The sequence below is a fragment of the Neobacillus sp. S1227 genome (assembly GCF_055385255.1).
Map to the genome: position 1 here is coordinate 5,430,001 of NZ_AP038276.1, position 12,500 is coordinate 5,442,500.

Consider the following 12,500-nt stretch of genomic DNA (forward strand, 5'->3'; position numbering starts at 1 on the left):
CCAATCATCTGTCCCACCTTAGGCGGCTGGCTCCTTATGGTTACCCCACCGACTTCGGGTGTTACAAACTCTCGTGGTGTGACGGGCGGTGTGTACAAGGCCCGGGAACGTATTCACCGCGGCATGCTGATCCGCGATTACTAGCGATTCCGGCTTCATGCAGGCGAGTTGCAGCCTGCAATCCGAACTGAGAATGGTTTTATGGGATTGGCTCCACCTCGCGGCTTTGCTGCCCTTTGTACCATCCATTGTAGCACGTGTGTAGCCCAGGTCATAAGGGGCATGATGATTTGACGTCATCCCCACCTTCCTCCGGTTTGTCACCGGCAGTCACCTTAGAGTGCCCAACTGAATGCTGGCAACTAAGATCAAGGGTTGCGCTCGTTGCGGGACTTAACCCAACATCTCACGACACGAGCTGACGACAACCATGCACCACCTGTCACTCTGTCCCCCGAAGGGGAAATTCCTATCTCTAGGAGTGTCAGAGGATGTCAAGACCTGGTAAGGTTCTTCGCGTTGCTTCGAATTAAACCACATGCTCCACCGCTTGTGCGGGCCCCCGTCAATTCCTTTGAGTTTCAGCCTTGCGGCCGTACTCCCCAGGCGGAGTGCTTAATGCGTTAGCTGCAGCACTAAAGGGCGGAAACCCTCTAACACTTAGCACTCATCGTTTACGGCGTGGACTACCAGGGTATCTAATCCTGTTTGCTCCCCACGCTTTCGCGCCTCAGCGTCAGTTACAGACCAGAAAGCCGCCTTCGCCACTGGTGTTCCTCCACATCTCTACGCATTTCACCGCTACACGTGGAATTCCGCTTTCCTCTTCTGCACTCAAGTCCCCCAGTTTCCAATGACCCTCCACGGTTGAGCCGTGGGCTTTCACATCAGACTTAAAGGACCGCCTGCGCGCGCTTTACGCCCAATAATTCCGGACAACGCTTGCCACCTACGTATTACCGCGGCTGCTGGCACGTAGTTAGCCGTGGCTTTCTGGTCAGGTACCGTCAAGGTACCGGCAGTTACTCCGATACTTGTTCTTCCCTGACAACAGAGCTTTACGACCCGAAGGCCTTCATCGCTCACGCGGCGTTGCTCCATCAGACTTTCGTCCATTGTGGAAGATTCCCTACTGCTGCCTCCCGTAGGAGTCTGGGCCGTGTCTCAGTCCCAGTGTGGCCGATCACCCTCTCAGGTCGGCTACGCATCGTCGCCTTGGTGAGCCGTTACCTCACCAACTAGCTAATGCGCCGCGGGCCCATCTGTAAGTGTCAGCCGAAACCGACTTTCAACCTTCCCTCATGCGAAGGAAGAAATTATCCGGTATTAGCTCCGGTTTCCCGAAGTTATCCCAGTCTTACAGGCAGGTTGCCCACGTGTTACTCACCCGTCCGCCGCTAACCACCGGGAGCAAGCTCCCAGTGATTCGCTCGACTTGCATGTATTAGGCACGCCGCCAGCGTTCGTCCTGAGCCAGGATCAAACTCTCCAATAAAGTTGAGTTGATTAGCTCAAAAATGTTACGTTGGCTCATGTTTTCTATTTATATAGAAGAAACATGATCATTATTGTTTGTTGACGTTGACGTTTTTGTTTGTTTAGTTTTCAAAGAACTATCTTTGTCGCTTGTAAAAGTGACACAAAAAATATTATATCATATTTACCGCAATCTATCAACCATTATTTTTTCAACTTTGATTGACCCGACCGCTCTTTTCAAAAGCGACTTTAATATCATAACACCATAAGCACTAAGAGTCAACTAAAAGTTTTTTTCATTTAATTGAAACAAAAACATGATAGTTTGATATCATAATGCATTTCGTCACCTGAAAAAGTGACCGGAGTAATAATATATCCTTTTTACGCATAGATTTCAACTGGTAATTTCTCCCTATTGGATTATCTCATGATAATGTTATTTTACTCAATTATCATTGTATCCGCTGTTTCTTGCCCTGATAACCGTGGTTCCAAGCGGGCGAAGATGACGCAGTAGTCTCAGAATTCTCCACGAAAAGCTTAGACGAATACGATATCTTTACTGATCCGGAAATCAACCGCATTCCAGTGATAGAAAAGTAGATTGCAACATGAATTCCATAAAGAGGACGTTTCTTTCAAATCGAAATATAAGACAAAAGAAACGTCCACAGGCTCCACAAAATCTATTGGAAGTTATGGTTCATAACTATGATCGTTCGATGTATTTCTACAAATTGTTGCTCCAGCGCAACCTAACTAAACGTTTGTGTAAAACGATTTAAAGCCTTGCAGCTGGCGGATTGTTACTTCCTCCATCACTAAAATGCTTGTCGGTCAAACAAACGTTTATGTAAATTGGACCAAAATGTTGATAGAGCAACGTTTCTAATCTATTCTCGTTGGGATTTTTGACGAATGCTGCCAAAATGCGGTGATTCCTTTCTAGGTGGTGTATCCCAAACCCAGCAATCCGCTAATTTCCATCAAAATCTACTACCGACTACCCTATCAAACGTTTGTTTAAAAGCTATAAAAATATTGATTTAACCGATTTCCCCTGACTTTTCCGGCCAAAAGTTTTGTCATTTAACCAAACGATTAATTAGTATTGGCCTGAGCCTTTTCTACAGCTGAATTTATATCGATTTTGGCAGCAGATTATGTCGATATCTAAACGCGTAAGTTCCCGACACTGTTTCTAGTGGGGGCTGACTCCGAGACTCCCTCACCCCACGCCAAATCATCTGTCATTTTATATATTTTTATCTGAGGTCTTCGGACAACAACAGCATATTACCGACTTCTTCCCCGTGTTATATTGTATGATTATGGCAATAATGGTTAGTGATTACTGCCAAGTGCAAATTACTAAAGCATTATAAATAAATGAGTCTAAGGAGCTGTTGATTGATGTCAATTAGTTTGAACCCGTATTTGATTTTTGAAGGTAATACTAGAGAAGTGGTCCATTTTTACGAGAAAGCGCTTGGCGGGAAAGTGATGGGGATCATGACGTTTGGAGATATGCCGGAGGACACGAATTATCCATTGCCAGATGAAATGAAGGATCGCGTGATGCATGCACACTTGAAAGTCGGAGAAGATGATCTCATGTTCAGCGATACGTACGAAGGCATGCCTTATCAGCAGGGCAATTCGATTCAGATGGCCATCCATCCCAAAGAAGAGGCTAGAGCTAGAGAAATTTTCGCCTCTTTGGCAGACGGCGGACAAGTCATCATGCCCCTTCAGAAGACAGATTGGAGCCCTTTGTATGGGCAAGTAAAGGACAAATTCGGCGTTACTTTCCAAGTGAACGTCCCGGCAGAGTAACCGTAGTATTAGCAAAATGACTTCCACTCCACCGACAAACGAAGCCTTCTGTTCTTCTGTTCAGATGGACAGGAGGCTTCCTCTGTTGTAATTATTATGTTTGTATGGTTTATCAATACATCTTACGAGGCCAAATTACTTCAATCAATTTCAATCCATTATGCAGCCCCCAATGACAATCTAGACAAACTGCTATTGCATTTTCGACCGTATCCTTCCCGCCATCAGCTAATCTATTAATATGATGGACTTCTAAATAAGGAGTTCCGTCTGCTCTTTTAAAGGGGCTTCCTCTCACATTCTGAAAAACTCCCTATCAGTAAAGCGTCAATCCGAATTCCCAAATGTAAAAGTTTCTATTAATCATCATTGATTGATCAAATTTGATCCACTCCCTCTTAAATAGATGGACGCCACAATATATCGGACAGTAGAATAACTATAGAAAGAGAAGATGATAGTTAATAGTCATCTGAGAAAGGATGAGACCATGGAGGAAATAATCCCTGAAAATATCGTCGTTGCCTTTTCATCCGGAAAAGACTCCGCTTTTTTAGTCAGCCAATTGTTAAAGGATCCAAGGTATAAAATCATATCATTAGTGACAACCTGTACGAACAATGGAAACGTCACTAGTCACCACATTGATGAACGGCTAGTAGAAAAACAAGCGGAAGCCATCGGACTACCTCTATACAAAATAAAAATGAACGATTTTACCACGGAGAATTTCGAAGATGGTTTAATAAGCACCATGGGTTATTTCAGGAACCATTTTGGAGTCACAAAAATCGCATATGGCGACTTATTTTTGGAAGAGGTCAAGACCTATAAAGAAAAATTACTCGCGAAATACGGATTTGAATTGCTGCTGCCATTATGGGGACTGAATACAAAAACATTCGCTCGACAATTGGTGGAAGAAGGATGGAAAGCTGCTGTCATATCCATAGATTCAACGAAATTGTCGTCCCATTTTTTAGGGAAAACCTTGACAAAAGAATGGCTGGAAGCATTGCCTCCTGACGTTGACCCATGTGGGGAGTACGGCGAGTACCATACCTTTGTTTATAATGGACCAATCTTTCTAGATCCTATTCCAATAGAAATCGACGATCAAATGATAAACGAAAGGGATCGTTGGAAATTCGTTGGAATTAAACTAAAAGGTAAGGAATGCATGAGATGATGAAGGTGTAAAAAATACTGTTAGAAATGTGAAAAAGCAACGGAATTATGCCGCTGCCTTTTCACTATTGCCCCCAGTTGACTCCTAAAGCTTTTTAATCCGCCCTTTGAATCGATCAATAAATCGGGCATTAGCCTCGTCGCCGCCTGTTGCATTCCCACTCATCCAAATCGGCGGGGTTACTCCTTGCTTGACCAATAGATCGATCGTTTCCGCAACTAAAGAATTTAATAAGAAGGCATTTGCAAACGTAGACATGGCCGCGACACGCTGATCTAGACCTTCTATTTGTACCACCGCATCTCCTACTTCAATCTTGCAATCAAGTACGATATCGACCAGCTCATGTAAGTTTTTCTTAGACGGATGGCGTGCCTCATGTTCTTCTGGAGTGGACAACGCGTGATGAACCGAGGTGACCCCTATCGTTTTTATCCCTCTTCTTTTCGCCTCCAAAGCTGCATCAATCGTAGCAGAGTTAATGCCATAAGCATTAATGATGATGAGCAGGTCCCCTTCTTGTAACCCGTAGTCATCCATGACGATTTTCGCATAACCAGGGGTTCGCTCAACTGCCATAGAACGTAAAGCACCGCCACTGAGCAGGGTCCCCTCATCTAACATGGCACTAACATGCATCAATCCGCCTGCCCGGAAAAAAATTTCCTGAGATCCTAGGTTTGAATGCCCTCCCGGCCCATAAGCAAACACCAGTTTATCTTGCATAATGTGCTCTGCAAGCATATTTGCCGCTTCCTGTATGGCTGGTTGCTCATCATCATGCAGTCGTTGCAAATGCTTCATAATTTTTGATAAATATTGACCCGTAACTGTAGCCATCACACCTTCTCCTCCGCTTGTTTTTGGTAGACTCGTTTTCCTTGTTTGATCGTTTCAAGAACCTGAATTTTCCCTTGATCCCAATGAAACAACACCAGATCCGCCGGTGCTCCAATCTTTATGCCTCCCTTAGAAGGAAAATCCATTAACATAGATGGCCGGATCGACGCCATCTCCCATGCATCCGTTAAATCGGTTAACCCAAATTGAACAAAGTTTTCAATTCCCAGGCAAAGCATTTGTGCTGAGCCTGCTAATAATTGAGGGGATTCCGCCAAGTGTAATTTTCCTTCCTTTGTTAACACGACCTTGCCTCCAATATGTGTCTGGTATTCCCCTGGAGGAAATCCTGCAAACATAACAGCATCACTCACTAAGATGGCTTTTTTTCCTTTTACCCGCAGGACAACTTTGAGAACAGATTCTGGCAGATGGAAGCCATCCGCAATGACACATGTCCATAATTCATCGGCGGCGAGCTGCTCCCAAAGATAATTAGGGTGCCGAGGAAGCATTATGTGTGCGCCGTTTCCAAAGTGTGTCGAGATTCTTGCTCCAGCAGCTATCGCTTCACGGATTTGCTCAACCGTTGCATTTGTATGTCCAATGGACACCTGTACACCAGATTCCACGCAACGGGAAATAAAATCAGAGGCACCTGGCCACTCAGGTGATAATGTAATCAGCTTGATCGCGCCAAAGGCCTTTTCCTGCCAATACTCAAACAAGTTCCAATCAGGTGCTTTCACATAATCTTTCGCGTGAGCCCCGCGCGGACCGTCTACAGGAGATAGAAATGGACCCTCTAGATGAATGCCTCCAATTGTCCGTCGTACCATTTCGGATTCTTGACAGGCTTGGGCAATCGTGGATAACGCTTGTGCGATGTTCTCATCACTATTCGTGATGATAGTAGGTAAATAGGTCGTGACCCCTTCTTGCCATATGGCATTAGTGGCTCTATCAACGAGTTCAGATGAAAAAGGCAATGTGTTAAAATCCAAGCCCTTAAATCCATTAATCTGTAAATCTACTAAACCAGGACCAATGTAAGGGAGGGATTCAGTATAATTTCTTTCCGTTAATTGAATATCAGCGATGCTTCCCTTTTCAAGACGGAGGATGATCGTTTCTCCAGTCAGATAATGAATACCCTCTACGATTTCTCTACCCTTAAAATTCTCCATCGTTCCTAAACCCCATATGATTCTGAATCCAGATAGAGAACACAATTTGGGTGGCTGCGCAGAATCGAAGCAGGACAATCTGTCGAGATTGGCCCTTTCAATGTCTTTTCCACCGCTTTTCTCTTAGAGCTGCCAGGCACCATACAATAGAGATAGTTTGCCGAAAGAATGGTGGGGATGGTAATCGTTAGGGCATGTGTAGGAACGGAATCCACATGATGAAAACAACCATCATTCACCTGTTGTTGTCGACATACATCATCTAATTGGACCCATTTTATTACCATAGGATCAGAGAAATCGGCTACCGGCGGGTCATTGAAAGCCAAATGACCGTTTTCCCCAATACCCAAACAGATGATATCAATGGGAGCTTCAGTAAGTAGTTCAGCATACCTTTTACATTCTGTTTCAGCCGATTCTGTTGAGTTGATCAGATTCACGACACCAGGCGAAACCAGATCAAATAATCGATCGCATAAAAATTGGCTGAACCGTTGGGGGGCTTCCGCCGGCAAACCTATATATTCATCCATATGGAATACGGTAATCCGTGACCAATCAATTCCCTCTGCAACAGAAAGGGCAGACAGGAACTCGTTTTGAGAGGGAGCAGCGGCGAAGATCATGCGAATCTGTTCTTTCTGCTGCTGCAGTTCCCTGATTTTATCCGCGACCTCTCTTGCCGACTCGGCCCCCATTTGCTTGCGATTGGAATATACTTTCACCTTTAGTTGATCGGCGATTTGTGTGTTGATTGGACTAATAGCTTGATTCAATGCCATTCTCCTTTCCTATTAAATCAATAATCTTTTCTTTTATCACCTGTTCGATTGAATGGTCAAAACAGCTGGGCAATCCGAAGTATGGAGTAGAATCAACGGCTTCATATCCGCCTTCTTCAAGCTGCCGTTTTGTTGGGATGTAGCCGATCATTCCGTTCGTATAGGGAACCGGCAGTACATCCGGGAAGTACTCTTTAATAAATAACCCGTATTCTACTACCATTTCACTATTAAAGCTTATGATAGAAAAATGATTAGTAAGTGTCAGGTAAGTCATCTCTAAATTGATCGCTGATATCCTTTTTTCCGGATGTTTTAAAAGCCCTTCGGCCCACTCTCCGGTAATTCCAGGCTCCCTGCTTTTTTCCTGCAACTGATCAATCGTTGGCACCATTTGGACCTTTAACGGCACGGAGATTGTCTGACCTGACCGTAACTCGGGAACATGGGGGGCCATTGATTTTTCTAAAAGTGACAATACATGATGGGATACTATCTCTCCCAATCTCCTGACATCCTTATCCGTTCCACGATAAAACTTTTCCCCACTCACCAATGAAGGGCGAATATCCCCGCAGCACCCTTGCAGAAATGCCGCTACACAAGACTCACCTAAATGGCTTTCGATCTTCTCCATTGCATACCCAGTGTACTCAGAGGATAGAAAGGGTTCGTCCGTTGTGGTCGGATGGCATGTATAGTGAATAAGAAGTGCCTTGGTTTTATGCAACTCCGTTTGGAATCGAATCACGGTCAACTCAGGGTCCACAGGACCCATAGGATTAGGAGCCATTTGAATCCCCTGGTCCACCCATTTTCTGCGATGGATGCCAATCTCACACATACCTTTCTGAGATTCAACACTTACCGTCTCTAGATTTCCAATGGCAAGCCCAATACCTTCAGAAATCTTCTCCTCAAGCGAATCCAGATAAGAAAGGGACGGTTCACCAAGCGATTCCGTAAAGCGAGTGCTTGTTTGAGGACCTGAATGACTATGGGTTCCATGCAGAAAAATCGATGACTCCGCAATCCCCCATTCTTTTTCAATACGTTGTTTGAATAGGGGGACCCGATCGGATCCCCACCAAATCAAATCGGCCGAAACGATTAATGCCTGTTGCAGCTTCTCTTGCTCGTCCTTTTGACGAAATACCAATATCCTTGCATAAATGGGACGAATGATCGATTCATACGCTCCTTTGCGGTGGGCAAAACCTGCTAAAGGTATCGGTGATTCCGGGGTAATATCAATTTTGGCAACACCCAACTGAAAGCTATTCCCCATTACTTGTTTCCTCCAACAGTTCAACAATCAACAAAAGGTTTCGTAAGATATGGAACGGGTCCTTTACGGGCAAAGCGACGACCTTCTCCATCGGCTCCCCTTTCCGATTGCGAATTTGAATCCATTCTCCTACTCTTGGATCCGGATTAGGAAATATGCGAAATACATACTCATGTGTCATTTCATAATAGTTTAGAAACTTCACGTCACCGGTTTCTTGATAAGCTAACAGCAGAGCGTACAGGGCCTCTGAATGAGGCCACCAAAGTTTGCTATCCCAAGTATCCAAAATCAACTGCTCATAAGGATCGCCAGTGTACTCCCCCTTTGGGGCTCCTCCATCCCGATCGACGAATCGCAATAACCCCCCATAACTTTCATCCCACCCCAGCAGAAATGCATGTTCGATGATATGGCAGGCCTTTTCAATATAATGATTTTGGTTAAGACGTTTGGCAGCGGCAATAACAAACCACATGCATTCGATGGCATGTCCAGGATTAACATGTCGGCATAGTATGTTGTCTGGAACCGGTCCTGACAACGGCAATACCTCGGCCATTCTGCCATCCTCACATGCGAAGACTTCCATAATGTCAGTAAGATACGATTGACACTTTTGCTCTAAATCTTCGATATGAACCTTATCAAGAATGTCGGCGGCTTCCAATAGCGTTTGGGTAACGTTTAACATGATCATCGGCACCGAGTGAACTTTACATCCTTTTGGGATCGGATACGGCTCGCTGCGAACGCTTCCAATTTTTAAACGTTCACTAATCCTGTCATACAAAACTTTCGCTTCCTTAAAAATCGCAGCATCAGAGGCCACTCTTGCATACTCGGCAAGGCCAATTACAACGAAACAGTCAGCATAAAAACTGCTATCATACCCCTGCCCCGGTACACTTTCCTTCTTATCTCCGGTTTGCGTGAGAAGATAAGCGCAATTGCCATTGTCCAGATACACATGTTGAAGGAGAAAATCAATCGTCTTTTTGGCAAAAGATAAATAGTTGTCAGCATTACCCGTAAGATCTTTTCGTTGGACACAATCCGCGATTCTTGACCATAACCATACAAATCTGCCTTGAGACCAAGTATATTTATCTGTACTCAAACGTTTCGCCCCGTGATTATCAAAACAGGTAAAAACACCACCGTTTTCTTCGTCAATTGCCTTCTGCCAAAAAGGAATCAAATCCATTTCAATGTGATTTTGATAAAATTGCCGTAGATCCATGTTCGCACCTCACTTTCATACTCAAAGAGGAAGGAATCTCCCTTCAAAAAACAACCATCATCAAAGCGAATAAAAATATAAACATCCGATTATTTCGGTATATGCACCGAAGAAGAATCTGGTTGATCTAAGGAATCGATATCGTAATTTAAGGATTCCATCAATTCTTCCACCTCTGGTTTCAGTGGTTGATTGCGATTCAGCCAACCCATTCCAATATATAAAATAGCTGAAACTAATACAGGAGCAGCTACAGTTCCCGCGGTGCCTGCATTAACCCCATATTTCACCAAAGCAAAAGTGAGAATTCCCGCTAACCAAGACACAATGGCTGCCTTCGAATCACTATGACGAAAGGCAGGTAGTAATCCTAATAGCATCGGAATAGAGATAGGACCTACAAGTGCACCAAACCATACCAGGATTAATCCCAGCACTCCACCAAAGGAATTGGCATTAAGTCCAATAATTAAAGTGAAAAATGTAAAAACAACGGTAATGATTCGTGCGACACGAAGGGAACCTTTTCCGGTCATATGACGGAATTTATTTGAAATCGTTGGCAGGATATCTCTTGATACCACTGCAGTGATGGCAGTTGCATCAGAGGTAGTCATGGCCATCGTATGGGCGAACATGGAAGCCAATACTAGTCCAACGATTCCCGGAGGTAAAAACTCCTTTGCCATGAGCGAATAGGATTGAGTCGGATCGGCTAAGTCTGGGTAGAATAAAGGTGCGGCCCACATTGGAAAGAATAGAATGAGTGGCCAAATTAAATACAAAGCTGATGATAAAAGGGCTGCTTTTCGTGCGTCCGATCCTTTTGGAGAGGCAATGTACCGCTGTGCTAAGTTCCAAGTCCCGCCATTATAGCTTAAAAAGTCAATTAAAAGGTACGCCAATACGAATCCAACCGTGTACGGACCTACAAACGGCTCCGTGTGTGAGGGTGGGAGTTTGTCCCAAATTCCCATAAAGGAACTGATGCCGCCCAGCTTGGCTGCAATAATGACAAACATCGCAATTCCTGCGATTAATTGAACGATGAATTGGGCAAAGTCAGTCCATGCATCTGCCCACAGACCACCAATCGAACAATAAGCTAAAGAGATCACACCGGATGCGATAATTCCAACAACCATGGGAATTCCCGCAAATACATTTAATATGACTGCAATCGCTGCCAATTTTGCTCCAACATCAAATACTTTCAGTAAAACTCCACTCCAAGCCATAAGCTGTTGGGTTGGCACGTTGTAACGCATGGCTAAATATTCCATTGGAGATTCTACATTTAACCGCTGCCGTAGTCGCGACCACCGTGGTGCTAATAAAAATGAACCAATAAAGATGGCTATAGAAACAGGTACTGCCCACCAAATGTAAAGGGTAAATCCATACTGATAAGCAACTCCGGCATACGCAACAAAAACTGCCGCACTATAACCAGACATATGGTGGGAAATACCAGAGAGCCACCATGGCATTTTACCCCCAGCTGCGAAGAAATCTTGAGTACCGCTAATTTGACGATAAGACCAAATACCAATTCCAATCATAATTAAAAAGAAAAGACCTAAAACAAACCAATCTAGCACTGACACGTTTACTCATCTCCTTTTTTAAACTTAATTAGTCATAGTCTAGGACTAATTAGTTAGAAGATAACACAAGCGTGTAAATCAGTCAATATATTTAAAATTTTCATATAATTCAATCACCAATAAATTCTTGCTCAAAGTCTAAAATCACGGACAAGGCAGCTCCCTGCTCCGTACCGAATTGGGAATTGATAAATAGAATTTCTGTGTGCTCAAACGGAAACTGAAGCGTTCGCTCTCTAACGGAGTTTAAAGCCGCCTCATTAAAGGACGTTACTTGTTCCAATGGACTATCAACAATCACGTATTGCGGGTTAAATAGGTGTATGATTTGGGAGATGGCTACCCCCAAATAGGCTCCCCGCTCGCGAAATATAGCCTCTTTTCCATTCTCAATCAAAGTTGTAAGCGAAGAGGTTTCTGGGATATCTTTCATAATATTTGGTATACTCACCAATGATTCTAAACATCCTCGTTGGCCGCAAGTACACAATGGCCCATCCGATTTGACAACAAAATGCCCGATTTCCCCAGCTGTACTGTTAACACCATGGAAAAGGTCATTTTCTATAATCAGAGCTCCCCCTATCCCCTTTCCGATACGAATGTAAAAGGCACTTCGAATCCTGCCATCCAGAATCCTACTAATAGGTGCCAAGGCTGAAGCCTTAACATTATTCAAGACCTTAACAGGCACCAAAAGGCCGGATAGCTCGTCCTTAAGAGGAATGTTTTTCCACCCTAAATGGGATGAATAATGAATAATTCCTGTGAGAGGATCCACAAGACCCGCAATACCGATTCCAATTCCTAAGGCCTCAGGGTGACGTTTCAATAGAGACTCACTATACTGATATAATCCTTCGCACCATTGATTCGGATCATTCGCAGGTAAGGTAAAGTCTCCTTTTTCAAGGATGTTCGAGCAATAATCCGTCACCACAAATTGCCCAGATGTTTTTTGGACAGAGATTCCAATGGATTTATAGCTGGTAGAAACCAATGTGAGCTGTTTGCGCGGGCGGCCTACCCCACCTTGCTCATCA

The 12,500-nt window shown here is 44.1% G+C and carries 10 protein-coding genes, 1 rRNA gene and 1 pseudogene (2 of these 12 only partly in view); 3 read left to right on the forward strand and 9 right to left on the reverse strand.

The annotated features are described in order from the left end of the window. Window positions 1-1,495: ribosomal RNA gene (locus ACZ5AE_RS27055) — 16S ribosomal RNA — on the reverse strand (it extends 55 nt beyond the left edge of the window). Window positions 1,496-1,968: 473 nt separating this feature from the next. On the opposite strand from ACZ5AE_RS27055, the pseudogene ACZ5AE_RS27060 reads away from it, so the two are divergent. Together ACZ5AE_RS27060 and ACZ5AE_RS27065 are read left to right on the forward strand one after the other, a co-directional pair. Beyond that, window positions 1,969-2,085 (forward strand): annotated as a pseudogene (locus ACZ5AE_RS27060) (D-lyxose/D-mannose family sugar isomerase); the annotation flags it as partial. Between the two features lie 810 nt (window positions 2,086-2,895). Beyond that, window positions 2,896-3,318 carry a VOC family protein gene (locus tag ACZ5AE_RS27065; RefSeq protein ID WP_464567826.1) on the forward strand — a complete coding sequence of 141 codons (423 nt, stop codon included), beginning with the start codon at window positions 2,896-2,898 and terminating at the stop codon, window positions 3,316-3,318. A 112-nt stretch (window positions 3,319-3,430) separates the two neighbouring features. Here ACZ5AE_RS27065 and ACZ5AE_RS27070 read toward each other — a convergent pair whose 3' ends face one another. After that, window positions 3,431-3,616 (reverse strand): HNH endonuclease, encoded by a 186-nt coding sequence (locus ACZ5AE_RS27070; protein WP_464567828.1) that lies wholly within the window; start codon window positions 3,614-3,616, stop codon window positions 3,431-3,433. Between the two features lie 192 nt (window positions 3,617-3,808). On the opposite strand from ACZ5AE_RS27070, the gene ACZ5AE_RS27075 reads away from it, so the two are divergent. Beyond that, window positions 3,809-4,507, forward strand: coding sequence for a Dph6-related ATP pyrophosphatase (locus ACZ5AE_RS27075; RefSeq protein ID WP_464567830.1), 699 nt, complete (start codon window positions 3,809-3,811; stop codon window positions 4,505-4,507). 84 nt (window positions 4,508-4,591) lie between these two features. Here ACZ5AE_RS27075 and ACZ5AE_RS27080 read toward each other — a convergent pair whose 3' ends face one another. The 7 genes from ACZ5AE_RS27080 to ACZ5AE_RS27110 all read right to left on the reverse strand — a co-directional run. Then, a complete protein-coding gene (locus ACZ5AE_RS27080; protein WP_464567832.1) occupies window positions 4,592-5,347 on the reverse strand; it encodes a sugar isomerase domain-containing protein in 756 nt (251 codons plus the stop codon). Continuing rightward, window positions 5,347-6,534: an N-acetylglucosamine-6-phosphate deacetylase gene (gene nagA, locus ACZ5AE_RS27085; protein WP_464567834.1), complete on the reverse strand. Its 1,188-nt coding sequence runs from the start codon at window positions 6,532-6,534 to the stop codon at window positions 5,347-5,349. Before nagA ends, ACZ5AE_RS27080 begins: the two co-directional genes overlap by 1 nt. Window positions 6,535-6,539: 5 nt before the next feature. Beyond that, entirely contained in the window at window positions 6,540-7,319 is a 780-nt protein-coding gene (locus ACZ5AE_RS27090; RefSeq protein WP_464567836.1) for a glucosamine-6-phosphate deaminase, read from the reverse strand. Continuing rightward, complete coding sequence (locus ACZ5AE_RS27095) at window positions 7,297-8,607, reverse strand: neutral/alkaline non-lysosomal ceramidase N-terminal domain-containing protein (protein WP_464567838.1); 1,311 nt, start codon at window positions 8,605-8,607, stop codon at window positions 7,297-7,299. The genes ACZ5AE_RS27090 and ACZ5AE_RS27095 overlap by 23 nt, the downstream gene beginning before the upstream one ends. After that, window positions 8,597-9,850, reverse strand: coding sequence for an AGE family epimerase/isomerase (locus ACZ5AE_RS27100; RefSeq protein WP_464567840.1), 1,254 nt, complete (start codon window positions 9,848-9,850; stop codon window positions 8,597-8,599). The genes ACZ5AE_RS27095 and ACZ5AE_RS27100 overlap by 11 nt, the downstream gene beginning before the upstream one ends. Before the next feature lie 89 nt (window positions 9,851-9,939). Further along, a complete protein-coding gene (locus ACZ5AE_RS27105) occupies window positions 9,940-11,457 on the reverse strand; it encodes a sodium:solute symporter family protein (RefSeq protein WP_464567842.1) in 1,518 nt (505 codons plus the stop codon). A gap of 109 nt (window positions 11,458-11,566) precedes the next feature. Further along, window positions 11,567-12,500 carry the 3' portion of an ROK family protein gene (locus ACZ5AE_RS27110; protein WP_464567844.1) on the reverse strand. Its footprint extends 179 nt past the window's final position, so 934 of the gene's 1,113 nt are visible here — the last part of the coding sequence; its start codon lies beyond the right edge, outside the window — the gene reads right to left on this strand; the stop codon is at window positions 11,567-11,569.